The organism is uncultured Bradyrhizobium sp., assembly GCF_936928535.1.
Classification (GTDB): Bacteria; Pseudomonadota; Alphaproteobacteria; order Rhizobiales; family Xanthobacteraceae; genus Bradyrhizobium.
Genome location: NZ_CAKZHY010000081.1, coordinates 1 through 25,341, shown reverse-complemented (window position 1 = coordinate 25,341; position 25,341 = coordinate 1). Strand labels below are relative to the sequence as shown.

The following is a 25,341-nucleotide window of genomic DNA, read 5'->3' as shown; positions in this document are numbered from 1 at the left end:
TCAGCACAAAACCGTCACCAGCCGCGTGTTGCGCAGCTGGAGACGCTTCAGACCCAAATGACCGATCAGAACTGCACTTCGCTCGGGATGTCCCCGGCGCTGAGGCCGACGGTTTCATAGGCCTTCAGCAGCCATTCACGGGTTTGGCCGAGCGAACGGTTGTAGTCGGCCCAGGCGCTGAGGAAATCCTTATAGCGGCGATCGGCTTCGGCGCGGATGCCGAGATTGGTCGGCAGCGTCAGCAGCGGCCGCGGGATCGCGAGCTCGCCGAGCGTCGGATTCTTCTTGAGCGTGAACACCGAAAGCACCGCCAGCGAGACATTGCAGTCGGCGCGGCCGGTCGACACCGCCAGGATCGCCTCGTCGCGGGTCTTGAAGCCGAGGATATCGGCCGTCGGGCAGTAATGCCGTGCGATCGTCTCATGCGTCGAGCCGATGTCGACGGCGATCTTGACCTCGGGCTTGTTGAGCTCGGCCCAGCTCTGCGGCTTGGCGAAGCCCTTCTTGGTGATGACGGTGAAGGAGTGCACCAGGATCGGGGTCGAGAAGTCGATCACAAGCGAACGCTCGGGCGTGGGGTTCACGGCGAAGGCGAGGTCGATCTTGTCGGCCTGCAGATCGAGGATCTGGTTGCCCCAGGTCGATTCCAGCGTTTCCACCTTGGCGCCCAGCTTGGACGCGATGTCATTGGCCATGTCGATGCAGGCGCCCGACCATTTGTTAGTCGCGAGGTCCTTGTGGAAATATGGGTCCTGGCCGGCGATCACAGCGATGCGCAGCACGCCGCTCTTCTTGATGCGATCGAGCGTGGAGGTCGGCGCGGTGTCGGCCTTGACTGAAGTGGTCGCGGCCATTGCGGCGCCCGCCAGTGCCACGGTGGTGAGTGCGTCCCTGCGATTCATGGCAGTTCTCCTGCGCTTCTGGACATTCAACCCGGCGGTGGACTATTCCTGTATTCAGATTAAAATGCAATACGGTATTTCATTATTGGCCGGGACACACAGATAGTGCGCGCTCTCTTCGTCGACGCCAACGACACCCTTGCCGCGGTCGCTGAAAAGCTGCTGCGCACCGATCATCTGCCGGTCGACATCAACCGCAATCCCTCCATCAAGCCTGACGATCTGCCCGGTCTGCTCGGGGACGCCGAGATCATGATCGTCGATCACACGGCCGTGCCATCGGCGATTGCCGCGAAATGCGCCGGGCTGAAGCATGTCGTTTTCCTCGGCACCGGTGCGCGCAGCTACATGAATCCGGAGGAGCTCGCTGAGCGCGGCATCGCCGTCCACACCATCAAGGGCTATGGTGATACGGCCGTGGCCGAATGCGCGATCGCGCTGATGTGGGCGTCGGCCAAAAGCTTTGGCGAGATGGACCGCGGCATGCGCGAAGGCAACTGGCTGCGGCGAGATGCCGTGCAGCTCACCGGCAAGACGCTCGGCCTGATCGGCTTCGGCGGCATCGCCGCGGAAGCCGCACGGATGGCGGCAGGCTGCGGCATGAAGGTGATCGCCTGGAACAGGACGCCGAAGACGCATCCGGGCGTCGAATTCGTCTCGCTGGAGAAGCTGCTGGCCGAGAGCCACGTCGTCTCGCTGCATCTCCTGCTCAATGACGAGACCAAGGGATTCCTGTCGCGCGAGCGCATCGCGCAGATGCGCAAGGGCAGCATTTTGATCAACACCGCGCGCGGCGCGATCGTTGACGAAGACGCGATGCTGGAGGCGCTGCGCTCGGGCCACATCGCCCATGCGGGCCTCGACGTCTTCACCGTCGAGCCGCTGCCGGCAGGACATCCGCTGACAAAGCTGCCGAACGTGACGCTATCGGCGCATTCGGCGTTTCGCACGCCCGAGGCGAGCGACAACCTCATCGGCGCGGCCCTCGATCACTGCCGCCGCATCATCGCAACCGGCAAGTAAAGCAAGAAGGACATCCCATGTCTGACATCACCCGGATCGACCAGAACGCGCGCCGCAGCCGTGCCTCCGTGTTCGGCGATCTCGTTTTCCTCGCCGGACAAGTGGCGGACACCAAGTCCGCCGACATCACCCAGCAGACCAAAGAGGCCTTGGCCAAGGTCGACGACATGCTGGCGCGCGCCGGCACCGACAAGTCGCGCCTGCTCAGCGTGCAGGTCTGGCTGAAAACCATGGACGATTTCGATGCGATGAATGCGGTCTACGACGCCTGGGTCGTATCAGGCGACACGCCGTGCCGCGCCTGCGGCAAGGTCGAGCTCGCCGATCCCGGCTTTCGGATCGAGGTGATCGCCATCGCCGCGCGACGCTGACATGCGCGGCGGTGCCCTCTGCACTGCCCGCATCGGCCTTGCACCTCATGTCCGCCTGTCCTAGGCCACGGCGGAACAAAAAACACATTCGCCAAAGCCTGCAGGGAGCTGTCATGACCATCAGAAACACCCGCACCGGGGGCCAGATCCTGATCGACCAGCTGGTCGCGCAAGGCGTCGAGCGCGTCACCTGCGTGCCGGGGGAGAGCTACCTGGCGGCACTCGATGCGCTGCATGACAGCCCGATCGACGTCGTGATCTGCCGCGCCGAAGGCGGCGCGGCGATGATGGCGGAGGCGTATGGCAAGCTGACCGGGCGGCCGGGCGTCTGTTTCGTCACCCGCGGCCCCGGCGCCACCAATGCCAGCCACGGCGTTCACATCGCGATGCAGGATTCGACGCCGATGATCCTGTTCGTCGGCCAGGTCGACACCGGCATGCGCGAGCGCGAGGCGTTCCAGGAGCTCGACTACAAGGCGGTGTTCGGCTCCATGGCGAAATGGGCCGTCGAGATCGATCGTCCCGACCGCATTCCGGAGCTGGTCGCGCGCGCCTTCCGCGTCGCCATGCAGGGTCGCCCCGGTCCCGTCGTGATCGCGCTGCCGGAGAACATGCTGACCGAGACTGCGGCCGTTGCCGATGCGATGCGCATCGAGCCGGCGGTGAGCTGGCCGTCGCCTGCGGACATCGAGCGCGTCAGTTCGATGCTCGCGAGCGCCAAGGCGCCGCTGGTCATCCTCGGCGGCTCGCGCTGGACTGACGAGGCCACCAAGAGCATCGCGCGCTTTGCCGAGCGGTTCGATCTGCCGGTCGCAACCTCGTTCCGTCGTGCCTCGCTGATCGACGCCGATCATTCGCACTATGCCGGCGATCTCGGCATCGGGCCGAGCCCGGGTCTGAAGGCGCGCATCGACAACGCCGATGTCATTCTCCTGATCGGCGGCCGCATGTCGGAGATGCCATCCTCGTCCTACACGCTGCTCGACATTCCCTCGCCGAAGCAGAAGCTGATCCACGTGCACCCGGGCTCCGAGGAGCTCGGCCGCATCTATCAGCCGGAGCTTGCGATCCAGGCAACGCCTGCGGCGTTCGCCGCCGCCGTCGAGACGCTGAAGCCTTCAGGCGCGGTCGCCTGGAAGGGCGAGGCCGCCAAGGCGCATGCGGACTATCTCGCCTGGACCGGCAAGGCGCGGGAGCTGCCGGGCACGTTCCAGTACGGCCAGGTCATGACCTGGCTGCGCGATCGCCTGCCGAAGGACGCGATCGTCTGCAACGGCGCCGGCAATTATGCCGGCTGGATCCATCGGCATCACCGCTTCCACAGCTTCGCCTCGCAGCTTGCGCCGACCTCGGGCTCGATGGGCTATGGCGTGCCGGCGGGCGTGCTGGCCAAGCGGCAATTTCCTGACCGTGTAGTCGTCGCCTTCGCCGGCGACGGCTGCTTCCTGATGAACGGCCAGGAATTCGCGACCGCCGTGCAGTATGATGCGCCACTGGTCGTGATCGTCGTCGACAACGCGCAATACGGCACCATCCGTATGCACCAGGAGCGCGACTATCCCGGCCGCGTGGTCGGCACCCAGCTCAAGAATCCTGACTTTGCGATGTACGCAAAAGCGTTCGGCGGCCATGGCGAGCGCGTCGAGCGCACCGAGGAATTCGCACCGGCGTTCGAACGCGCGCTCGCCTCCGGCAAGCCGTCGATCCTCCATTGCATCATCGATCCCCGCGCGATCTCGGTCGGCAAGGATTTTGTGCCGGCGGTGAAGGCGTAAAGCGATGGCAGAGGCTCGCCACGTCGCCATCATCGGAGCCGGCGCGGTCGGCGTGATCAGCGCCATCGAGGCGCTGCGCGAGGGCCATCGCGTCACGCTGATCGATGCGGGCGAGCCCGGTGGCGAACAGGCGGCGAGCTATGGCAATGCCGGCTGGCTCTCCTCGCATTCGGTGATTCCGCCGGCCGAGCCTGGCACCTGGAAGAAGGTGCCGGGCTATCTGATGGATCCGCTCGGCCCGCTGGCGATCCGATGGTCTTATTTGGGGAAGGCGTTGCCCTGGCTGATCAAATATCTGCTGTCGGGCTGGACCGCGGGGCGGGTCGAGCAGACGGCCTTTGCGCTGCGCGATCTCCTGAAAGACGCGCCGCTCTTGCACCGGAAGCTGGCCGAAGAAGCTGGTGTCTCCGAGCTGATCGAGCGCAACGGCGTGATGCACATCTTCCCCTCGCGCGGCAATTTCGACAACGATCTCGGCTGGCGCCTGCGCAAGAAGGTCGGCGTCGCGTGGATGGAGCTGAGCGCCGACGAGATGCGTCAGCGCGAGCCGGATCTGCATCCGCGCTACACCTTTGGTGTGGTGGTGGAAGAGGCCGGCCGTTGCCGCGATCCCGGCGCCTATGTCGCCGCGCTTGCCCAGCACGCGCTGGCGAGGGGCGCGAAGCTGGTCCATGCCAAGGCGACCGGGCTCAAGCTCAGCGGCAACAAGCTTGTCGCCGTCCTCACCGAGACAGGTGAAATTCCTTGCGATGCCGCGGTGGTCGCGGCCGGCGCGCATTCAAAGAAGCTCACCGCATCCGTCGGCGATCCCTTGCCGCTCGAAACCGAGCGCGGCTATCACGTCATGATCGAGAACCCGGAAACCGGCCCGCGGAGCTCGATGATGGCATCCGACGCGAAGATGGTGGTGAACTGGACCAACAAGGGCCTGCGCGCCGCCGGCACGGTCGAGATCGCCGGCCTCGAGGCCGCGCCGAACTGGAAACGCGCCGAGATCCTGCGTAACCACCTTCTCAGCATGTTCCCCAAGCTACCGAAGGACATTCCGGCCTCCCGCATCAAGATGTGGTTCGGTCATCGCCCGAGCATGCCCGACGGCATTCCCTGCATCGGCTATGCGCGCGCTTCGCGCGACATCGTCTACGCCTTCGGCCATGGTCATGTCGGCCTGGTCGGCTCGGCTCGCACCGGCCGTCTTGTCGCCCAGCTCTTGAGCGGCAAGCAGCCCGAAATTCCACTCGCGCCGTTTTCGCCCAATCGCTTCCTCTGAGATCGCGCCATGACTTATCCCAGCAACTCACCCTCCCGCATCGCCCGCGGCGGCAAGGCCATCTATGGCGCGCCGCTCGGCATCCTGATGCTGGAAGCGCGCTTTCCGCGGATCGCCGGCGACATGGGCAACGGCACGACCTGGCCATTTCCGGTGCTCTATCGCGTGGTGAGCGGTGCATCGCCCGAGAAAGTGGTGCTGAAGGGCGCGGCGGGCCTGCTGCCTGACTTCATCGATGCGGCCAAGGACCTGGTGCGGCTCGGGGCCGAGGCCATCACCACCAATTGCGGCTTCCTCTCGCTGTTTCAGAAGGAGATCGCCGCGGCTGTCGGAGTGCCCGTTGCGACCTCGTCGCTGATGCAGGTGCCGTGGGTGCAGGCGACCTTGCCGCCGGGCAAGCGCGTCGGCCTCGTCACGGTGTCGGGCTCGACGCTGACGCCGGCCCATCTCGAAGGCGCCGGCGTGCCGCTCGATACGCCGCTGGTCGGCACCGAGCACGGCAAGGAATTTTTCCGCGTCCTGATCAAGGCCGAGAAGGACGATATGGACGTCGCGCAGGCCGAGCGCGACGTGGTCGAGGCCGGCAAGGAGCTTGTCGCCAAAAATCCTGACGTCGGCGCCATCGTGCTCGAATGCACCAATATGCCACCTTATGCGGCGGCGTTGCAGGCCGAAGTCGGGTTGCCGGTCTACGACATCTATTCCATGATCACCTGGTTTCATGCCGGACTGCGCCCGCGCGCGTTCGGCTGAGTCTTGGCGTCACAACCTGCACTATTGTCTGCATTGCAATCGCTCCTGCAGCGCCGATATATTGGTCTGTGTGCGGGTATGAATGCAGCTGATATGAGCAACGTAGAACTGGCTTCCGATAGCATCGTCGATCGCGTCTATGAACAGCTCAAGGCCATGGCCGTGAGCTACGAGTTCAAGCCGGGCGAACGGCTCAACGAGGGCGAGCTGGCGAAACGTCTCGGCGTCAGCCGCACGCCGCTGCGTGAGGCGCTCAATCGTCTCAACACCGAGGGTTTCCTGCGCTTCACCCCGGGCAAGGGCTTCTTCTGCCGCGAGCTCGACGCGCACGAGATCTTCGATCTCTACGAGCTGCGCAAGTCGATCGAGGTCGCCGCGGTCCGCCTCGCCATCAAGCGCGCCAGGGACGAGGACATCGATGCGCTGCTGAAATTCCTCGAAGCCACCGGCCCCGATCCGGGCGAGCGCACCTCGGTCGAGCTGGTCGAACTGGATGAGACCTTCCACGAGCGGCTGATGGCGATGTCTGATAATGCCGAGATGCTGCGCGTCCTGCGCAACGTCAACGCCCGCATCCGCTTCGTGCGATGGATCGACATGGACAGCATCAACCGCTCCAACACCCAGGCCGAGCACCGCGTGGTGATCGAGGGCCTGAAGGCGCGCAACGAAGAGGTCTGCGTCTCGGTGCTGGAGAAGCACATCGACCGTCGCCTCGATCGCATTACCTCCGCGATCAAGGAAGGTTACGCGCAGATCTATATGCCGGCGGCGAGAGCTGGGGCGAATAATTGAGGTTCCGCGAGCGGCGATGCCTCTTCCCTTCTCCCCTTGTGGGAGAAGGTGGCGCGAAGCGCCGGATGAGGGGTATCTCTCGGCGCGTACGGATGGGCCTGAGTGCGGGAGACATACCCCTCACCCAAGCGAGTCCGCGTCATCCAGCGGCGATGCCCTCTCCCACAAGGGAGAGAGCGCAGTCATGCGCACCCCAGCTATACAATCCTTCAATATCTGATCGTGCCAGACGGTCAGCGCCTTCGCGCGCAGACATCGCTAGCGTGCCGTTAGACATCCGCGGAGACCTCTGGTGCATAGCCCCACGCCCAATCCTGAAATCGACTGGCCATCCGAGCTCTATCGCGTCCTGAAAGCCGCCGACGTCAGGCAGATGTCCTACGTGCCGGACGCCGGCCACAGTCAGCTGATCCGCATGTTCTCGGCCGACAAGGACGTCATCACCAATGTGCTGACGACCGAGGAGGAGGGCATCGCCATCGCCGCGGGCGGCTGGCTCGGCGGCCAGCGCAGCGTGCTGCTGATGCAGTCGAGCGGGGTCGGCAATTGCATCAACATGCTGTCGCTGTCGGTGATCGGCCGCTTCCCGCTGCTGATGCTGGTGACGATGCGCGGCGAATGGGCCGAGTTCAATCCCTGGCAGGTGCCGATGAGCCGGGCGACGCAGCCTTCGCTGGAGGCGATCGGGGTGAAGGTGATGCGGGCTGAGACGGCGGAGGATCTGATCGAGACCGTCGAAGCCGCAGCCGCGCTCGCCTATGACTCCGACCAGCAGATCGCGGTCCTGATCGGGCAGCGCCTGATCGGCAAGAAGAAATGGTGATGTCGATGTCCAACCCCTCCCAGCTCGATCGTCGTGCGGCCGTTGCCGCCCTTTTGAAGAACCGCGCAGATACGCTGGTCGTCTCCGGCCTCGGTTCTCCCACCTATGATCTGCATGCGACCGGCGACCGCGACGACAATTTCTATCTCTGGGGCGCGATGGGCGGCGCCGCGCTGATCGGCCTTGGCCTTGCCCAGGCGCAGCCTTCCAAGCGCGTCCTTGCTCTCACCGGCGACGGCGAGCAGTTGATGGGCCTCGGCGGCATCGCCACCATCGGCGTCGCGCGCCCGTGCAACCTCGACATCGTCGTGATCGACAACCAGCACTTTGGCGAGACCGGCATGCAGGCGAGCCACACCGGCCGTGGCGTCGATCTCACGGCGATCGCTGCGGCCTGCCGCTTTGCCGCGACCGCGACGGTGCGGACACTCGAGGAGGTTCAGCGCCTCGCGGCTGACATCGCCGAGCCTCCTCATGGCCCACGGCTTTTTGTCATCAAGGTGAGGGCGGAGAACCCGCCGCGCTCGCTGCCCTCGCGCGATGCCGTCTTTATCAAGAACCGGTTCCGTGCTCATCTCGGCTTTGCGGCGGCCTAGCGCCTGGTCCTCATTCGGAGTAGGCCTGCCGCAAGCAGCTATTCTGGAGTGAGACCCATGAAACTATCCGGCAAGGTCGCCGCCATCACCGGCGCGGCACGCGGCATCGGCAAGGCCTGCGCAAAGCGATTCCTCGATGACGGCGTCAAGGTCGTGATCTCGGATGTCGATGCCGAGGGCCTTGCTGCAACGGCTGCCGAGTTAGCGCGCCCGGATGCCTTGCGCACAATCGTCGGCAATGTCGCCAAGCGTTCTGACGTGGATCAGCTGGTCGCAATCGCCGTGAAGGAATTCGGCCGGCTCGACATCATGGTCAACAATGCCGGCGTCGCGCGTAATCGCGACATCCTGGAGATCACCGAAGCGGAGTTCGACGAAATCATCGGCATCAACCTGAAGGGCGCGTTCTTCGGCGTGCAGGCCGCGGCCAGGCAGATGATCGCGCAAGGCGGCGGCGGGGTCATCATCAACATGTCCTCGGTGAATGCGCTGCTGGCGATCCCGGCGCTCGCAACCTATGCGATGTCCAAGGGCGGCATGAAGCAGCTGACGTCGGTTGCCGCCGTCGCGCTCGCCCCGCACAACATCCGCGTCGTCGCGGTCGGGCCGGGCACGATCCTGACCGACATGGTGGCCTCGTCAATCTATACCTCCGAGGATGCCCGCAAGACCGTGATGTCGCGCACGCCCGCGGGGCGCGGCGGCGAGCCGAGCGAGGTGGCGTCCGTCGTGGCGTTCCTCGCGAGCGACGATGCGTCCTACATCACGGGGCAGACCATCTATCCGGATGGCGGCCGGTTGATCCTGAACTACACGGTGCCGGTGAAGGACAAGTAGGGGCACGCCACTCACTCCGCCGCGTTCGTCATCCCATAACCGAGCCGCTTCGAGATGCCGCCGGCGCAATCCCGCAGCGCGTGCGCGATCGGGCTGTCCCAGCGGGCATCGAACGTGCCTTCCGGCCCCATCGCGGTGATGACCAGCGCGACATGGCCGGCATGGTCGAACACCGGCGCCGAGAACGCGTTGACGCCGGGCAGGGGATCGCCGAGCGCGCGGGCGAGGCCGTGCTTGCGGACCTCGGTGAGCATCTCGGCGACCTTGGCGCCTTTCACCGGGCGTTTCGGGTTGTAACCGACGCCCTGGCGATCGAGACCGCTTTCGAGCGCGGCATTGATGGTCTTCTCCGGCAGGAACGCCGCAAAGGCGCGTCCCGTCGCGGTTTCCAACAGCGCCATCACCGAGCCGGCGCGCATCACGATGTGCACGGGAAGGCCGGGCTCTTCCAACTGCACCACGGTCGGGCCATGCGTGCCCCACACGGCGAGCGAGACGGCGTGCCCGATCTGGCTTGCGAGCGCAGCGATCTTCGGCTGCGCGATGCGAACGCCGGAGAGACGGCGCAGGCTGATCAAGCCGAGCTCGAGCGCCAGTGCGCCGATTTCATAGCGGCCGGTGGTCTCGTCCTGCTCGATCAGGCCGATGCGGGAGAAGCTGGCAAGATAAGGATGCGCCTTGGCCGGCGTCATGCCGGCTTCGCGCGCGAGATCGCGCAGCATCATCGGCTCGCCGCACCTCGCGAGCGCGCGGAGCAATTCTCCGCCGACCTCGATCGACTGGATGCCGCGGCTTTCTTTCTTCATGCGCCTCCTGGCGTGGCCTAAGCCGCATTGCGCTTGGTGGCGCTGTCGGCGAGATGACGGCCGGCAATGTAGCCGAAGGTCAGAGCCGGCCCAAGCGTGATGCCGGCGCCGGGATAATTGCCGCCCATGATGCTCGCCATGTCATTCCCGGCGGCATAGAGCCCGGGAATCACCCGTCCTTCAGCGTCGAGCGCCCGCGCATTCTCGTCGGTGACGATGCCGGCATAGGTGCCGAGATCGCCCGTGACCATCTTGATGGCGTAGAACGGACCGTTCTCGATCGGCGCGATGCAAGGGTTAGGGCCATGCATGGCATCGCCCTGATAGCGGTTATAGGCTTTCGAGCCTTTGCCGAAGGCAGCATCCTGGCCCAGCAGTGCGGTCGCGTTGAACTGCTTGACCGTCTCGGCGAACGCCTTGGCATCGATACCGGCCTTCGTTGCGAGCGCCTCCAGCGTGTCGCCGCGCATGAGATAGCCGGTCGAAAGGTGATGACCCAGCGGCATCGGGAACGGCGGCACGCAGCCGAGACCGTATTTGCGCAGCGTCTTGTGATCGCAGACGAGATAGGCCGCGATCTCCTCGCCGGGTTTTGCCGCCTTGATCATGGCCTGGACGAAGTCGTGATAGGAATTGCCCTCATTGGCAAAGCGCTTGCCGTCGCGCATCACCGCGATCACGCCGGGCTTGGCGCGGTCGATGAAGTGCGGCATCACGCCCTTCGAGCCGTCCTTGCGCGTCGTCAGCGACACCGGCACCCAGGCGGCCGCATTCGGCAGGCGCTCCTCGACATGCCCGCCGGCGCTCTCCGCAAGGCGCAGGCCGTCGCCGGTGTTGCCGGTCGGGCCCGGCGAGAAATGTTCATGGCCGGTCGGTGCATGCGGAAACATTTTCTTGCGCCGTTCGACGTCATGCGGAAAGCCGCCGCAGGCGAGCACGACGCCTTGCCTTGCACGAACGCGCACTTCGCGCCCCTCGCAGGTGACGATCGCGCCGGTGACAGTGCCGTTTTCGACCGTCAGCTCACGCACCGGCGAGGACAGCCACATCGGAATCTTCAAATCCTGCGCGGATTTGGCGAGGCGCCCCGCCAGCGCATTGCCGTTGGTCAGCGTCATGCCGCGGCCATAGCGCAGCACATCCATCAGATGCCGCGACAGGCGCTTGGCGACATAGATCGCCGAATTCAGCGATTTCGTCACCCGCATGAAGTGAATGATCTCCTTGCCGCTGCCCAGCATCATGCCGAACACGGTGAGCTCGGGCAGGGGCATGCCGAGCGTCTTGATGAGGTCGCCGAGCTCGCGGCCGTCGAACGGGCGCGTCACCATGGAGCGGCCGCCCTGCGCGCCGCCGGGCGCTTCGGCGTGATAATCCGGAAACACCAGCGGCATGTCGAAGCACAGAGACGTCTTGGTGGTGAAGAAATCGACCGCCTCGGGGCCGGCGCTGAGGAACGCATCGACGCGGGCCGCGTCGAAATTGTTGCCGGCTTCGTGCCGCAAGTATGTGCGCGCCTGGTCCGGCGTCTCCGCGATGCCGTAGGCCTTCGCCAGCGACGTGCCGGGAATCCAGAGCCAGCCACCGGAGCGGGCGGTGGTGCCGCCAAAGCGCGGCTCCTTCTCGACGATCAGCACGTCGAGGCCGCGGTGGCGCGCAGTGATCGCCGCCGACATGCCGGAGCAACCCGATCCGGCCACGAGCACATCGCACTCGTAGGTTTCGCTTGCGCTATGCTCGTTGCCGGCCATGTCTCACCTCACTTCTTCAGGAGCGGGCATTTGGATTCGGAGACGGGGCGGAAGGCGTCCTCGCCCTTCACGGTCTTGATGATCTCGAGATAATCCCAGGGCTCCTTGGACTGCTCGGGCGACTTTACCCTGGCCAGATACATGTCGCGGATGACGCGGCCATCCTCGCGCAGCTTGCCGCCGTGAACAAAGGTATCCTCGATCGGCAGCTCGCGCATCTTGGCCATGACCTTGGCGGGATCGTCGGTTCCGGCCGCCTTGATCGCCTTGAGATAATGCAGCACCGAGCCGTAGACGCCGGTGTGGATCATGGTCGGCATCACATTGGTGCGCGCGAAGAATTTCTTCGACCAGGCGCGGGTCGCCTCGTCCATGTTCCAGTACGAGGCCGTCGTCATGTAGGTGCCCTGCGCCGATTTGAGTCCAATCGCATGCACGTCGGTGTCGAACATCAGAAGCCCCACGAGCTTCTGGCCGCCTTGCACGAGACCAAACTCGCCTGATTGCTTGATGGCGTTGTCGGTATCCTGGCCGGCATTGGCGAAGGCGACGACGTCGGCCTTGGAGCTCTGCGCCTGCAGCGCGAAGGAGGAGAAGTCCGCGGTGTTGGTCGGATGCTTGACGCCGCCGAGCACCTTGCCGCCCATCTCGTTGATGAAGCGGGTGGCATCCTTCTCGAGCTGCTGGCCGAAGGCGTAGTCCGCGGTGATGAAGTACCAGGATTTGCCGCCTTCCTTGATCACGGCGGAGGCCGTCACCTTCGACAGCGCATAGGTGTCGTAGGTGAAGTGCACGGTGTTCGGGCTGCACAGCTCGTCCGTCAGCGAGCTCGCACCTGGGCCTGACAGCAGTGCGATCTTGTTGCGCTCGCGCACCATGTTGTGCACGGCGATCGCGATGCCGGAATTGGGAATGTCGGCGACCGCATCGACCTTGCCGTTGTCGAACCAGCCGCGCACGATATTGACGCCGACGTCGGTCTTCATCTGGTGGTCGGCGCTGATGATCTCGATCGGCTTGCCGAGCACGGTCGGCCCGAACTCCTCCACGGCCATCTTGGCGGCTTCGACCGAGCCGGGCCCGGAATTGTCGCGGCCCCAGCTCGACAGATCCGTCAGCACGCCGATCCGCACCACGTCGTCGGAGACTTGTGCACTGGCGGCTGTGGTCATGGCAGCAGACATCATGGCCGCGAGCATGGCGCAGGCCAAAAGCCCTCTCATCGAAGTTTCCTCTCTTTTATGGACCGGTTGGCGCGGCGGTTGTTATGGAGGTAAATTAGATATTAGCGAATAAATTTGTCAATGGCGAATGAGGGAGTTGAGGCGAGTTCCGCGATCGCCGGAGTGCCGTCACAGAGAGCGCACACAACTGCTTCAACACCGTCATTGCGAGCGGAGCGAAGCAATCCAGGCTTTCTCCGTGGAGGCAGTCTGGATTGCTTCGTCGCAAGAGCTCCTCGCAATGACGGTCGTGGAGGCAGCGACGCGTAAAATCTCGCGGTGTTATCCTGTGAGAGGCAATACCTCTACAGATTGCAACAGCGATCGCGATTGACCATGATGTCCTCTGAAAGCTTGGGGCTGAAAGCAATGACTGTGGCAGCGGGGGTCTCCGGCGCGGCGGAGCGATCGACGACGGCGCATGTGGTGTGGGCGAGCGCGCTCGGTACTGCGATCGAGTGGTACGATTTCCTGATCTACGGCACGGCGGCCGCGCTCGTGCTCAACAAGCTGTTCTTCCCGAGCTTCGATCCCTTTGTCGGCACGTTGGCGGCGTTCTCGACCTATGCTGTCGGCTTCGTGGCGCGGCCGATCGGCGGCGCCATCATCGGGCATTATGGCGATCGGCTCGGCCGCAAGAGGATGCTGGTCGCGACCATGATCGCGATGGGGCTCGGCACCTTCCTGATCGGCTGCCTGCCGACCTACAGCCAGATCGGCGTGTGGGCGCCGATCCTGCTCGTCATCCTCCGTTTCATCCAAGGCATCGGTCTCGGCGGGGAATGGAGCGGCGCGGTGGTGATGGTGGCCGAGCACGCCGGTCACAGGCGCGGTTTCTATGGCAGCCTGGTGCAGATAGGTTTTCCCGTCGGCGTTGCGGCCTCCACCGGCATCTTCGGGCTGATGACGCGACTGCCGGAAGCGGACTTCCTTAGCTGGGGCTGGCGCGTGCCGTTCTGGATCAGCATCCTGCTCGTCGGCTTCGGCTTCATCGTCCGGCTGAGGCTCGCGGAGACGCCGCACTTCAAGCAAGTGGTCGAGCGCAAGGAAGTTCTGGCGCAGCCGGTGTGGGAAGTGCTGCGGAGCGACTGGCGCAGCTTTCTGCTGGCGATCGGCATCACGGTGTCGGAAGTCGGGCTCGCTTATCTCCTCACCGTGTTCGTGGTGGTCTATGCCACGGCAAAGCTCGGCGTGCCGCGCCAGGTGATCCTGAATGCGGTGGTCTATGCCGCGATCGTCGAGTTCGCGACGTTGCCGCTCGCCGGCTGGCTCTCCGATATCTTCGGCCGCAAGGCACTGTATCTCGCCGGCGGCGTGTTCACGGTGGCGCTGGCGTTTCCGCTGTTCTGGTTCCTCGACACCCGAGAGCCAATGCTGATCACGCTTGCGCTCGTCGTCACGATGACGCTGACGCATGCGCTGCTGTTCGGGCCGAAGGCTGCCTTCATGCCCGAACTGTTCCGCACGAAGGTGCGCTACAGCGGCGCTTCGCTCGGGGCAAATGTCGCAGCCGCGCTCAGCGGCGGCTTCTCGCCGCTGATCGCGACCGCGCTGCTAGCCTGGGCCGGCACCTACTGGCCGGTGTCGCTCTACATCATCGCGCTCTCGATCATCACGATCATCGCGACCTTGATGACGTCGGAGACGGCGCGCGACGTGCTGAAGTCGTAGGCGGTCAGAGGCAGGCGGGGTTGGCCACGCTGGGGATCGTCAGGAATGTGATCGTGGCCGGCGCGAGATGGATCATGCCGGCCGGCGTTGGAACGCCCGCGATGTCAGGGATTCTGTCGCCAGCCACAAGCGCGAGCGGGTTGCCGTTCAATTGCACACTGGCACTCGGCAGCCGGGCGGAGCTGAGCGTGTAACGCTCGGACGGAAGCGGCAAAGCGAGCGAGCGCGAAGCGTCGCGCGAGGTGTTGATTGCGAGCAGCGTGACCGCGCCGTGCAGCTTCGGATGGCAATGCGCGTAGACGTGAAGACTCGGGACGACGGCGAGGCCTGCGTCGAGCACCGTCGTTCCCATCAGCCGATGCCAGAGCAGCGCAGCCCAGTAGTTCGGGCGGGGACGGAATGTCGTCTCGTCCAGCAGGCCGTAGTCGCTGGCGGCCAGCGTATTGTGCATCACCACCTGGACACCGGCTTTGGCCAGGCGCCCGAGCTGGTCGAGATAGCGAAAAATGTCGAGGAACGTCTTGTCCCAGCGATTGCCGCCGCAGGCCGCATTCGCCGTCTCCGTCAGCCAGATCGGCTTGCCCGGCTCGAAGCTGTCGCGCAAGTCGCGATAGATCGCCAGCGTGGAATCGGTGCGCGCGAGCCATTGCTCCGAAAGCGCTTGCGCTGGATCGTCGCGGCCTCCACAGCGCGGCGAGATCGTGTTGTAGTGATGATAGGAGAAGCGGTCGACGCCAGGGCCGGATGCTGTGAGCAGATCGCGCGTGGTGATGCCTGGGGCAGATGGGGAGGCGGTATCGCCGACCGAGCCGGGGCCGACGATCAGCGTTTCCGGCGCACTGTTCCGGATCCATTGGCGAAACGTTTTGACGTCACGGCCATAGGCGGTCGCGTCATAGCCGGGCGGAGCGCCGACTGCGAGCGTCGGTTCATTCATGAACTCGATGGCGTCGAGACGACCGCCGAGCGAGCGCGTGACATCGATCAGCCATTGAGCCTGATCCGGTTGCCAGGCCCCACTGCTGTCGCGGCTGCCGGAACTGATGGCCAGGGAGGTGACGATCTCCGCATCGACAGCGCGCGCGAAATCGACGACGCCGCGCCATTGCGCGCGGTTGAGCACGGAGTTGAAGCCGGCCGGCGGTTTCGCACGCGCGCTCTCCGTGTCGGAAAAGTACGTCGCATTGGCCCAGGTTCCGCTGACGCGCATGTAAGCCGGCGACAGGGCGGCTGCGAGCCTGCGCAGGCGCGCGTTGGACAGATCGATCGGAGGCCTGAAGCTGTAGCGATCGCGCTGATCGAAGCCGTGGCCCGCGCGCGGATACGGCTTCCAGAACCGCCCGCCCGTCACCTCCACCATTTCGATATTGTAGGACTGAAAGCGCAGATCGATCTTGCCGATCGCTTGCAGCGTCGCCGCCGCAACGGATGTTTCACCGGCATGCGCGGTGTGCGAAATTGCGGCAACGAGCAGCGCGATCGTCGCCGCCGCTGCCGCGCGAAGAGCCCTACGCCGTAGTCTGCGTGTGCTTGTATGCACGGCCTGACGCCTTATGCGCGCTGCAGAAAGAAAATGCAGCGACCTGATCCGTTAGCCACGTTTATACGCCGAATTTTTCACGAAACATCCGCCAGGCACAAAAGGACCGCCGGTACTTCCGCTGTGCCTCGACTTTAGGCGTAGCGGATGGCCCATTGGCCGGATGTGCGTTTGGCTCTAAGAACGATTTGAGGAAACGATTGCCCGAGCCAGGGAATAGAACATGACAAAGACGACACGACGAAATGTGCTCACGGCCGTAGCCGCAGTGGCGGCGACGGGTCTTGCGGAAACGGTGCCGGCCGCTGCGCAGGCCGCGCCCAAGCCGATCTTCCCGGTGCCGATGGTCACGATTCCGATCGTCGGCGAAACGGATGTGTTTCAGGTCCGCCGCATCTACTGCATCGGTCGCAATTATGCGGCGCATGCGATCGAGCGCGGCTCGGATCCGAACCGCGAGCCGCCGTTCTTCTTCCAGAAGCCGACCGACGCGATCCAGAACGTCGCGATCGGTGAGGTCGCCGATCATCCCTATCCGTCGCTGACCAAGAACTACCACCACGAGGTCGAGCTGGTCGCCGCGCTGAAATCCGGCGGCAGCAACATCGCGCCTCAAAAGGCGCTCGATCACGTCTATGGCTACGCGCTCGGCCTCGACATGACCCGGCGCGATCTCCAGAACGGCATGGCCGCGGAGAAGAAGCCCTGGGAGATCGGCAAGAGCTTTGATCACGCCGCGGTGCTCGGTCCGATCCATCCGGCGAGCAAGACCGGCCATTTCGAGAAGGGCGCGATCTCGCTCGCGGTGAACGGCACGGTGCGCCAGAGTTCGGATCTCAGCAAGATGATCTGGAGCGTCGCCGAGCAGATCGCAAAATTGTCGGAAGCGTTCGAGCTCAAGGCCGGTGACATCATCTATTCCGGCACGCCGGAGAATGTCGGCCCGGTGGTGAAGGGCGACGTGCTGCTGTGCAAGCTCGACGGCTTGCCTGATATGTCGATCAGGATCGTCTAGCTCCGCGCTTCTTGCCGGCCGCGGCCCTTGAATTGCCGGAGTTCCATCGGCGGTTGCCCCGCGTCGGGCAACGAACAAACTTCGTGCGGCCATATTTGAGTCAGAGGGATCTCAGGTGGGGGAGACGCTCTGATGAAGAAGGTTCTGATCACTGCCATCGTGATGCTGGCCGGCGTGCCCGCAAGCGCAATTGCACAGGAGCGCGCGAGCTCTGCGGCGATCGGAGCCGTGTCCGGCGCGGTCGTGCTGGGGCCGGTCGGTGCCGTTGCGGGCGCGGTGATCGGCTATACCGCCGGTCCTTCCATCGCCCGGTCATGGGGCGTGAGAGATTCGCGTTCGGCAAGACACCGGCAGCCGCCACGTCGCGAGGCGTACCGGTCGGCCGCGAGCCTTGCTCCGCCACGCACGCGCCAGGCGATGGAGGCCAACGGTCAGATGCGAGGGGCCGGCAATCCGCCGGTACAGGCCGCTCCCGTGACGCAACCGGCTCCAATTGCGCCGGCAGCGGCGGCGGCAACCACGGCGCCACCCGTTCAGGGATTCGATTGAGACTCTCCGCGGTCAGCCACAGCCGACCCGCCGCCCGCGCGATCGATCATGACCAGGCCTTTGCGTCCTAGCTCTGGCCGAGGATCTTCTTCGCGGCACGAAGATGCGGCTTGTCGATCATCTGGCCGTCGAGGCGCAGCGTGCCGGCATCCGGATTGCCGGCGAACGCAGCGATCACCTTCTCCGCCCATATCCGCTCGGCGTCCGTTGGCACGAACGCGGCATTGACGATGTCGACATGCTTGGGATGGATCAGCGCCTTGGCCGCAAAGCCGTCGCGCCGCGCTGCGCGCGTTTCCTGCTCGAGGCCCGCGAGATTGTCGATATCGGTATAGACAGTGTCGATCGGCGCCACGTCCGCCGCGGCCGCCGCCATCAGGCAGAGATCGCGCGCGAGGCGATAGGGGCTGTGGAACACGCCGCCCGAGGCCTTTTCCGTTGCGCCCAGCGACGCCGAAAGATCTTCCGCGCCCCACATCAGGCCGGCAAGGCGTGGGGAGCAGCCCTTGTAGCTGCCGAGCCCGAAGATCGAGCCGGCGGTTTCCGTGGCGACGCAGACGATGCGTGTCGCGCCGACCGTGAGGCCAGATGCCGCTTCCAGCGCTTCGAGCCAGGTCGCGACCTGCCGCACGTCGTCGCCGCCCTGCGATTTCGGCAGCACGATGCCGTCGGGCTTGCCGGGTATCACCGCGGCAAGATCCGTCAGCGTCATTCCGGTATCGAGCGCGTTGACGCGGACATAGAGCTGGTGCAGGCCGGGGCGGCTCTCGAGCATCTCGCGCGTCAATCCGCGCGCCTCCGGCTTCTTGTCGGTGACGACGGAGTCTTCGAGGTCGATGATCAACGCGTCGGCCTTGCCTTCGCTGGCCCTCTCGAATTTGCGCGGGGAATCGCCGGGCACGAACAGCATCGAGCGCATCAGACCGGCCTCTTGTGCATCATCGCCATGCGGCGGCATTTGCCGACGACCTCGTCGTTCTGGTTCAAGGCGTGGTGCTCGAATTCGACGATGCCGGCTCTCGGGCGTGATCTGGATTCTCTGAACTCCTGGCCCACGGAAAAGTCCTCGAAATAGAGTCCGGCCATCGCGGTTTCCTCCTCACGAAATAACGGCGCTTCGCACCGCATGACGCCATGCATGTTAGACACAGTTGGTCGGCAGATTCACGTATCTGGATGCGGTTTTTCGAGCTAAAGAACGCGAAGCGAAGGCATGTCGGGGCGCGGCAAGCGGCCATGGCCTTCGGGTGGGGAACGCGATCGGGAGATGGCGCAAGCGCGGCTCCCAGCAAGGAGATCAGGACCATGGATTTCGCGCTCACCGATCAGCAGGAAGCCATTCGCGACGCTATCGCCAAGATCTGCGAAGGCTTTCCCGACGCCTATTGGCTGAAGAAGGATCACGACGGCGGTTTCCCGCACGACTTCCACAAGGCGCTGGCCGACGCCGGCTGGCTCGGCATCTGCGTGCCGGAGGCATATGGCGGCTCTGGCCTCGGCATCACCGAGGCGGCGATCATGATGCGCACCATCGCGGAGTCCGGTGCCGGCATGTCCGGCGCCTCCGCGGTGCATATCAACGTGTTCGGTCTCAACCCCGTCGTCGTGTTCGGCACCGAAGAGCAGCGCAAGCGCATGCTGCCGCCGATGGTCGAGGGCCGCGAGAAGGCGTGCTTCGCCGTCACCGAACCCAATACCGGCCTCAATACCACGCAGCTCAAGACCCGTGCGGTCGCCAAGAACGACCGCTACATCGTCAACGGCCAGAAGGTGTGGATCTCGACCGCGCAGGTCGCGCACAAGATCCTGCTGCTGGCGCGCACGACGCCGCTGGAAGACGTGCGCTCGCCTACTCACGGCCTCAGCCTGTTCTATACGGACTTCGACCGAAAGAAGATCAAGGTCCACGAGATCGAGAAGATGGGCCGCAAGGTCGTCGATTCCAACGAGCTGTTCTTCGAGGATTTCGAGATCCCGATGGAGGACCGCATCGGCGAAGAGGGCAAGGGGTTCCAGTACATCCTCGAAGGCATGAACCCCGAACGCATCCTGATCGCGGCGGAAGCCGTCGGCCTCGGCAAGCTCGCGCTGTCGCGTGCGACCGAATACGCCAAGACGCGCACCGTGTTCAATCGCCCGATCGGCAAGAACCAGGGCATCCAGCATCCGCTGGCGGTGAACTGGGTCGAGCTCGAGGCGGCCTGGCTGATGGTGATGTCGGCGGCGTGGCAATATGACAAGGGCATGCCCTGCGGTGCCGCAGCCAATGCCGCGAAGTACCTCGCGGGCGAAGCGGGTTTCTCGGCTTGTGAGCAGGCGGTGATGACCCATGGCGGTTTTGGCTACGCCAAGGAATTCCATGTCGAGCGCTATTTGCGCGAGGTCCTGATCCCGCGCATCGCGCCGGTCAGCCCACAACTCGCGCTCAGCTTCATCGCCGAAAAGGTGCTCGGCCTCGCAAAGTCGTATTAGCTTGGTTCAGCCGCGATCCGCTCCATCGCCATGTCGCGGAGTTTTGCGCGCTGGATCTTGACGCCATTGGCGCTGTCGGTGACGGGGAAGGCATCCACCACATAGATCCGCGCCGGGACCTTGTAGCCAGCGAGCCGTTCGCGCAGGCGCGCCGTCAGCACGTCCTGCTGCGGCGGAGTCTTCGCCGGAATCACAAAAGCAACGCAGCGCGCCTGGCCCTTCAGATCGACCGCGACAACCTGCGCATCGGCAACGCCGGCGCAGGATTTGAGCTCGTCCTCGATCTCGCCGGGCGCGACCAGGAAGCCGCCGAGCCGCATCGCATCGCCGGCGCGGGTCTCGTAGACGAATGCGCCGCCGCGCAGGCGACCGATATCGCCGGTGCGGAAGAAGCCGTCCGCGGTGATCGCATCGCGCGTTGCCTCGGGATTGTTGAAATAGCCGAGGAAGAGCGACGGCGCGCGGATCTCGATCTCGCCGGAGACGCCGGGGCCTGCGAGTTCGCCGCTCTCGGTATTGCGGATTCGGACTTTCGCCTCTGGTGACATCGGCCAGCCGCCGCCCTCGACGCGGTCGGCGAACGCGTCACTTGCACGCCCGATCGAGAACAGCGCCTGCACCTCGCTCGATCCGTAGAGGCCGAACAGCGGCAGGCCGCGTGCCTCGGCCTCCGCAGCAAGCTCTCGCCAGCCAGGTTGGAATGCGGCGAAGCCGCAGACTTCCAGATGCGGGAACGGCGCACCGGTCAGCTCAAGGATCCGGCGGAACATCTCGTCGGAGCCGAAGCTGTGCGTAATCCTGTGCTCGCTGAGGATCTTCAGCGCCAGCGCCGCCTCGAAGGCGTCGAGTACGTGAACAGTGGCACCGGCCGCGATGAAGCCGAGCAGGCTCGTCATGCCGAAAGTGCCGCAGAACGGCAGCATCGCCAGCAGCGCATGACGCTGCGGGGAAAGCTGGAGCGCCCTGGCAACGGCGTTGGCGTGGCTCGCAAGCGTTCGCTGCGAATGCGCGACCAGCTTTGGCCCCTTGGTCGTGCCCGATGTGGTGTAGAGCAGCACGGGCAGATCGATGTCATGCTGAGATGGAGCCGGGGGATAATGCGTGTCGAAGGCGTCGAAGCGTATGCAAGGCCATTGTGCCGGAATCGCATCCGCGCCGACCACAGCGAGCTTTTGCAGACCGGGGACATCGGTCTTGGCGATGTCGGCGAGAATGGCCGCGAAATCGATCGAGCGGAACGCCGCCTCGATGATCAGGAGCTTTGCGCCTGATAGTTTCAGGAGATGCGAGACCTCCGCGCTGCGATAGCGCGTGTTGACGGCCGCGACGATCGCACCGAGCCTGGCGGCGGCAAACAGCAGCGCAACCCATTCGACGCGGTTGACCAGCCAGACCGCCACGACGTCGCCCGTTCCGATGCCCTGCGCGGCAAGCCAGGCCGTGGTCTGTTCGACCTTCCCGGAAAACTCCGAGCGCGAGACCGACGTGCCGTCAAACACGAAGGCGGGATCGGCTGTGATCTCCGATCTGATCAGCGATTGCAGGGAAGCATCGTCAGCATGCATGGAAACCGGAGTAGCCCGATCGCGCAAACCTGTCTACTTGGTGCCGAACATCCGGTCGCCGGCATCGCCGAGACCCGGCACGATGTAGCCGTGATCGTTGAGCCGCTCGTCGATCGCGGCGGTCCAGATCGGGACGTCGGGATGCTCGCTCTGGAACTGCGCAATGCCCTCGGGGGCCGACAGCAGGCAGACGAAGCGGATGTCGCGGGCGCCGCGCGCCTTGAGCAGGGTGGCGCCGGCGCAGGCCGAATTGCCGGTCGCCAGCATCGGGTCCATCAGGATTACGGTACGGTCGGACAGGTCCTGCGGCGCCTTGAAGTAATATTCCACGGCCTGCAATGTTTCGGGGTCGCGGTAGAGCCCGATATGGGCGATGCGGGCCGAGGGCATCAGCGCCAGCATGCCGTCGAGAAAGCCGACGCCGGCGCGCAGGATCGGCGCAAGCGTGAGCTTCTTGCCGGCGATCTTCGGCGCCAGCATCGGGGCGATCGGCGTCTCGATGTCGACCATCTCCAGCGGCAGGTCGCGCGTCACCTCGTAGCCGAGCAGCATCCCGACCTCGTTCAGGATCTCGCGAAAGCTCTTGGTCGAGCGGTCCTTCTCCCGCATCAGCGAAAGCTTGTGCTGGACCAGGGGGTGGGCGACGACGTTGACGCTGCTTGTGCTCATGCGGCCGATCTAACACGGTTCCGCGAAGCGGCGCCAGATCGGCCGGGGCGTTTTCCGCAAGGTGCGAAGCGCCCCTCGGTGCGGAAGCGATGGGGATCTAGACGCCGAGGCCTCGTGCGGCGAGCGTGATCACGACCGTCAGGACCGCGCCCCAGACCAGGCTGAGCGCCATGGTCAGGAGGGTCGTGGCTGCGTGCTCAAGATGTCCTTTGAGGAGCTGCACGTCTAGCTGTCCGCGGCGGGCGCAGCGGTGGCGCGCAGGCCGAGCAGCAGCGCTGCCATCAGCGCGAGCAGCAGGGCAATCTTGAGCTCGATCATTTGCGTGATCTCGCGGCGAAGCGCGCCAGAACCCGCCCGGCATGTTCCGCGAGCCCGATCAGCAGATTGCCGCGGTTCTCGATGTCGAGCTCGAAAGTCTCGGCGGGAAACACCAGCGCGCACCGCGCCGGCGCGCTCTGGCGGTTAGCGAAATCCACGGCCGAGCTCTTGAACAGGAACAGTCCGCCGATGCGGCCACGCGCTTCGCGGGCGACCCAGATGCCAGCCCGGTTGCGGCCGATGAAGAAGGCCGGAATGGCAGCGCTGACCACGTCGGGGTCGAGCGGCTTGAGTTCCGTCACTGGCCGTGGTGGCTGGCGATGGATCGTCTGAAGAGCAATCGCGGCCATGGCGGCCTCCTCACACATCTGCAAGGTCATGATGGTTGCCAACGCTTTCAGGCGTGAAGGTGCCAGACATAGACGGCGGTCTTCAGCGCGATGAGTGCGGCAAGGACCCCGCCCATCGTCAGCACGGCCAGCGCGCGCAGCGCGACCTGCTTGAGTTGGGCCTTGCGTTCCCGGGAGATCAGCGCCGGGCGTTCGGCCCAGTCGGAGGACCGTTCAAAGCCCTGTGTCAGCATCGACATGTCAGAAGTCCTTGTCCGCAGGGCGACGCGACGGTCGCCCCAATCTGCCTCTCATGATGAGCATTGCAGCATAGGAATGCGAGACGGGCGGCGGTGCAGTCATATAGGAGGGCCATAAAGGCGCACCTCTATGCACCGATGCCGTCGATCAGCTCCTCGTCGGCGATGGCGGCGAAGGCGCGGACCACCTCTCTCTGGGCGGCCGCGTCCAGCGGCACGATCGGCAGCCGCGTTGCCGGCGACATCAGGCCGAGCACGCTCAATGCATATTTCAGCGCTGCCGGGCTCTCTCGACCAAGGCACGCGATCAGCGGCATCAATCGCTTGTCGAGATAACGCGCCGATTGCAGGCGGCCCTGCCTGACGTGCGAGAAGATCGTGCGGCATAGATCGGGCGCGATATTGGCAACTTCCGAGATCGCGCCATCGCCGCCGTCCGCAATGAAGCCGAAGGCGGTGGTATCGTCGCCGGATAGAAAACGAAAGCCGGCCGGCAGGTGTCGGGCGAGGCGCATCGGCCGCGTGGCGTCGCCGGAGCCATCTCGCAGGCCGACGAACTGGCGCGATTCGGTGAGACGCAGAAGCGTCTCGTCGGCCAGCGGCCGTAACGTGCGGGAGGGGACGTCGTGGAGGATCATAGGAAGTCCCGTCGATCCGGCAATCGCGCGGAAATGCGCCAGCATGCCCTCCTGCATCGGCTTGTTGTAGGCGGGCACCACCGACATGACGGCGTCGGCACCGGCGGCCTCCGCGCGGCGCGCAAGCTCGACCGCGCGGCTGGTCGCGTTCGACATCGCGCCGGCAATGACACGCACGCGGCCCCTGATGACGTCGACAGCAGTGCGGATGACGAGCTCCTGCTCCGCAGGCGAGAGCGTTGGTGCCTCGCCGGCCGTCTCGCAGACCAGGATGGCGGGGACACCGGCCGCAACCTGGCGCTCGCAGAGTGCGGCGAAGGCCTTCAGATCAATTCCATCCGACGCATCGAACGGCGTCGGCAGATCCGGAATGAAGCCGGTGAACCAGGCTGAGGGAGGGATGAACATGATTGTCTCGCCGGATAGCGCCCGGCTCAGGCGGCGCGCTGCGAAACGCCGGGGGACTTACCCATCTCGAGCTCGATCTCGCGCGACAGCTCGACGATGGTCTCGGGATGCTGTCCATTCTCGAACAGGGCGTATTTGACGGCTTGCGCGCGGCTGACGAACAGACCGCCATAGAGGCCGTGCTGCTGCTGCGCGATCCACTGGCCGCGACGGTTTTGGCCGATGAACACGATGCTCGAGAGCGAGCTGCACGACGGAGGTTCGACGAGTTTCACGGAGGTATTCCTTCCAATGACGGGCGCTGCGGGATCTCGTCCCGTTGGTCGCCCGACCAATATCTTTCTCAATGGATAGGATTTCGAGAGAGAGCGCGCGGCGATCTCATAGGAACGCCATAAGGCTCAAGGCCTCGTATCCGCTCAGCTGATATTCACGCAAGCCACCGGTTCATAGAGCGCATCCGGGGCGGGGCGCACACTGGGAACGCTCGGCCGCGAGGCTTCCACAGCCAGGGCCTGGACGTCCACAAAGGCCGACATCAGCGCGATCGCGAGGTCGCCGTGGCATCCCTCGACAGCCGCGTCGAGCCATTCAGGAAGTTCGCGTTCACGCGACAATGCGCAATGCCATTCGCCTTCGTCATAGGCGATGCGGCGGACGTGCCACAGCGGCAGCTCCAGCTCCATCAGTGCCAGCGCGGCATCGGTCCAGGCCTCCGCATCGATCAGTTTGATCAGGCGAGCAGTGCGATCGGTTTGGCGGAGCGAGGGGATTCGTCGGCAGGTCTTGTCAATGATCTCGTGCATCAGCGGACCGGTCATGCCTTGCGCATTGCGCAAGCGGTCGCTGAGGGAGGGGACATCGAAGTATCGGAAAGCAACGGTCATGTCAGCCTCCTGGGGCGAGTGTCGGTCAGTCGGCCGGCCTCTTCAGGATGGCGGGAGGGGCATTGGAAAACGAGATGGGAGGGGGGCGGGAGATA

At 64.8% G+C, this 25,341-nt stretch carries 27 protein-coding genes and 1 pseudogene; 13 read left to right on the top strand and 15 right to left on the bottom strand.

The window, feature by feature from the left end; translation table 11 throughout:
- Positions 1-65: 65 nt before the first annotated feature.
- A complete protein-coding gene (locus Q0687_RS12890) occupies positions 66-902 on the bottom strand; it encodes a transporter substrate-binding domain-containing protein (RefSeq protein WP_298877042.1) in 837 nt (278 codons plus the stop codon).
- A gap of 105 nt (positions 903-1,007) precedes the next feature.
- Here Q0687_RS12890 and Q0687_RS12885 point away from each other — a divergent pair, with 105 nt between their 5' ends.
- The 9 genes from Q0687_RS12885 to Q0687_RS12845 all read left to right on the top strand — a co-directional run bounded on the left by Q0687_RS12885 (position 1,008) and on the right by Q0687_RS12845 (position 9,145).
- A complete protein-coding gene (locus Q0687_RS12885) occupies positions 1,008-1,925 on the top strand; it encodes an NAD(P)-dependent oxidoreductase (protein ID WP_298877040.1) in 918 nt (305 codons plus the stop codon).
- A 17-nt stretch (positions 1,926-1,942) separates the two neighbouring features.
- On the top strand, positions 1,943-2,296 hold the full coding sequence (locus Q0687_RS12880) for a RidA family protein (RefSeq protein ID WP_298877037.1): 354 nt from the start codon (positions 1,943-1,945) through the stop codon (positions 2,294-2,296).
- Between the two features lie 113 nt (positions 2,297-2,409).
- Positions 2,410-4,071 carry a thiamine pyrophosphate-binding protein gene (locus Q0687_RS12875; RefSeq protein WP_298877034.1) on the top strand — a complete coding sequence of 554 codons (1,662 nt, stop codon included), beginning with the start codon at positions 2,410-2,412 and terminating at the stop codon, positions 4,069-4,071.
- Positions 4,072-4,075: 4 nt separating this feature from the next.
- The gene (locus Q0687_RS12870; protein WP_298877030.1) at positions 4,076-5,341 is read left to right on the top strand and encodes an FAD-binding oxidoreductase; all 1,266 of its coding nucleotides are present in this window, start codon (positions 4,076-4,078) and stop codon (positions 5,339-5,341) included.
- 9 nt (positions 5,342-5,350) lie between these two features.
- Complete coding sequence (locus tag Q0687_RS12865) at positions 5,351-6,094, top strand: aspartate/glutamate racemase family protein (protein WP_298877027.1); 744 nt, start codon at positions 5,351-5,353, stop codon at positions 6,092-6,094.
- Between the two features lie 93 nt (positions 6,095-6,187).
- Positions 6,188-6,889 carry a GntR family transcriptional regulator gene (locus Q0687_RS12860; RefSeq protein ID WP_298877024.1) on the top strand — a complete coding sequence of 234 codons (702 nt, stop codon included), beginning with the start codon at positions 6,188-6,190 and terminating at the stop codon, positions 6,887-6,889.
- Between the two features lie 292 nt (positions 6,890-7,181).
- A complete protein-coding gene (locus Q0687_RS12855) occupies positions 7,182-7,712 on the top strand; it encodes a thiamine pyrophosphate-binding protein (RefSeq protein WP_298877022.1) in 531 nt (176 codons plus the stop codon).
- A gap of 5 nt (positions 7,713-7,717) precedes the next feature.
- Positions 7,718-8,308, top strand: coding sequence for a thiamine pyrophosphate-dependent enzyme (locus Q0687_RS12850; RefSeq protein ID WP_298877019.1), 591 nt, complete (start codon positions 7,718-7,720; stop codon positions 8,306-8,308).
- Between the two features lie 57 nt (positions 8,309-8,365).
- On the top strand, positions 8,366-9,145 hold the full coding sequence (locus tag Q0687_RS12845) for an SDR family oxidoreductase (RefSeq protein WP_298877016.1): 780 nt from the start codon (positions 8,366-8,368) through the stop codon (positions 9,143-9,145).
- An 11-nt stretch (positions 9,146-9,156) separates the two neighbouring features.
- On the opposite strand, the gene Q0687_RS12840 is transcribed toward Q0687_RS12845, so the two are convergent.
- Genes Q0687_RS12840 through Q0687_RS12830 form a run of 3 tightly spaced genes read right to left on the bottom strand, consistent with a single transcriptional unit; the run spans position 9,157 to position 12,925 of the window.
- Positions 9,157-9,951: an IclR family transcriptional regulator gene (locus tag Q0687_RS12840; RefSeq protein WP_298877013.1), complete on the bottom strand. Its 795-nt coding sequence runs from the start codon at positions 9,949-9,951 to the stop codon at positions 9,157-9,159.
- 17 nt (positions 9,952-9,968) lie between these two features.
- The gene (locus Q0687_RS12835) at positions 9,969-11,702 is read right to left on the bottom strand and encodes an FAD-dependent oxidoreductase (RefSeq protein WP_298877011.1); all 1,734 of its coding nucleotides are present in this window, start codon (positions 11,700-11,702) and stop codon (positions 9,969-9,971) included.
- An 8-nt stretch (positions 11,703-11,710) separates the two neighbouring features.
- On the bottom strand, positions 11,711-12,925 hold the full coding sequence (locus Q0687_RS12830) for an ABC transporter substrate-binding protein (protein ID WP_298877008.1): 1,215 nt from the start codon (positions 12,923-12,925) through the stop codon (positions 11,711-11,713).
- A 369-nt stretch (positions 12,926-13,294) separates the two neighbouring features.
- Between Q0687_RS12830 and Q0687_RS12825 the strand changes: the two genes are divergently transcribed.
- Positions 13,295-14,596: an MFS transporter gene (locus tag Q0687_RS12825; protein WP_298877005.1), complete on the top strand. Its 1,302-nt coding sequence runs from the start codon at positions 13,295-13,297 to the stop codon at positions 14,594-14,596.
- A gap of 4 nt (positions 14,597-14,600) precedes the next feature.
- Here the strand turns inward: Q0687_RS12825 and Q0687_RS12820 are convergent, their stop codons facing one another.
- A complete protein-coding gene (locus Q0687_RS12820; protein WP_298877002.1) occupies positions 14,601-16,136 on the bottom strand; it encodes a hypothetical protein in 1,536 nt (511 codons plus the stop codon).
- A 223-nt stretch (positions 16,137-16,359) separates the two neighbouring features.
- Here Q0687_RS12820 and Q0687_RS12815 point away from each other — a divergent pair, with 223 nt between their 5' ends.
- Together Q0687_RS12815 and Q0687_RS12810 are read left to right on the top strand one after the other, a co-directional pair.
- Positions 16,360-17,151, top strand: coding sequence for a fumarylacetoacetate hydrolase family protein (locus Q0687_RS12815; RefSeq protein ID WP_298876999.1), 792 nt, complete (start codon positions 16,360-16,362; stop codon positions 17,149-17,151).
- A gap of 132 nt (positions 17,152-17,283) precedes the next feature.
- Complete coding sequence (locus tag Q0687_RS12810; RefSeq protein WP_298876997.1) at positions 17,284-17,700, top strand: hypothetical protein; 417 nt, start codon at positions 17,284-17,286, stop codon at positions 17,698-17,700.
- A gap of 67 nt (positions 17,701-17,767) precedes the next feature.
- Here Q0687_RS12810 and Q0687_RS12805 read toward each other — a convergent pair whose 3' ends face one another.
- Together Q0687_RS12805 and Q0687_RS12800 are read right to left on the bottom strand one after the other, a co-directional pair.
- Entirely contained in the window at positions 17,768-18,619 is an 852-nt protein-coding gene (locus tag Q0687_RS12805; protein WP_298876995.1) for a CoA ester lyase, read from the bottom strand.
- Positions 18,619-18,741: pseudogene (locus Q0687_RS12800) on the bottom strand (MaoC family dehydratase); the annotation flags it as partial. The pseudogene Q0687_RS12800 and the gene Q0687_RS12805, both read right to left, overlap by 1 nt.
- A gap of 264 nt (positions 18,742-19,005) precedes the next feature.
- Between Q0687_RS12800 and Q0687_RS12795 the strand changes: the two are divergent.
- Positions 19,006-20,172: an acyl-CoA dehydrogenase family protein gene (locus tag Q0687_RS12795; RefSeq protein WP_298876989.1), complete on the top strand. Its 1,167-nt coding sequence runs from the start codon at positions 19,006-19,008 to the stop codon at positions 20,170-20,172.
- Here Q0687_RS12795 and Q0687_RS12790 read toward each other — a convergent pair.
- From Q0687_RS12790 to Q0687_RS12755, 8 genes are all read right to left on the bottom strand, one after another.
- Complete coding sequence (locus Q0687_RS12790) at positions 20,169-21,737, bottom strand: AMP-binding protein (protein ID WP_298876986.1); 1,569 nt, start codon at positions 21,735-21,737, stop codon at positions 20,169-20,171. The two genes, Q0687_RS12795 and Q0687_RS12790, sit on opposite strands and share 4 nt — an antisense overlap.
- A gap of 33 nt (positions 21,738-21,770) precedes the next feature.
- Entirely contained in the window at positions 21,771-22,406 is a 636-nt protein-coding gene (gene upp, locus Q0687_RS12785; RefSeq protein WP_298876983.1) for a uracil phosphoribosyltransferase, read from the bottom strand.
- 97 nt (positions 22,407-22,503) lie between these two features.
- Complete coding sequence (locus Q0687_RS12780) at positions 22,504-22,629, bottom strand: hypothetical protein (RefSeq protein WP_298876980.1); 126 nt, start codon at positions 22,627-22,629, stop codon at positions 22,504-22,506.
- A gap of 91 nt (positions 22,630-22,720) precedes the next feature.
- Positions 22,721-23,104, bottom strand: coding sequence for a hypothetical protein (locus Q0687_RS12775; protein WP_298876977.1), 384 nt, complete (start codon positions 23,102-23,104; stop codon positions 22,721-22,723).
- Between the two features lie 17 nt (positions 23,105-23,121).
- Complete coding sequence (locus Q0687_RS12770) at positions 23,122-23,313, bottom strand: hypothetical protein (RefSeq protein ID WP_298876974.1); 192 nt, start codon at positions 23,311-23,313, stop codon at positions 23,122-23,124.
- 128 nt (positions 23,314-23,441) lie between these two features.
- Positions 23,442-24,359 carry a 4-hydroxy-tetrahydrodipicolinate synthase gene (gene dapA / locus Q0687_RS12765; protein ID WP_298876971.1) on the bottom strand — a complete coding sequence of 306 codons (918 nt, stop codon included), beginning with the start codon at positions 24,357-24,359 and terminating at the stop codon, positions 23,442-23,444.
- A 26-nt stretch (positions 24,360-24,385) separates the two neighbouring features.
- Positions 24,386-24,634 (bottom strand): hypothetical protein, encoded by a 249-nt coding sequence (locus Q0687_RS12760; protein ID WP_298876968.1) that lies wholly within the window; start codon positions 24,632-24,634, stop codon positions 24,386-24,388.
- Between the two features lie 144 nt (positions 24,635-24,778).
- Positions 24,779-25,246 (bottom strand): hypothetical protein, encoded by a 468-nt coding sequence (locus Q0687_RS12755; protein ID WP_298876966.1) that lies wholly within the window; start codon positions 25,244-25,246, stop codon positions 24,779-24,781.
- Positions 25,247-25,341 lie beyond the last annotated feature (95 nt).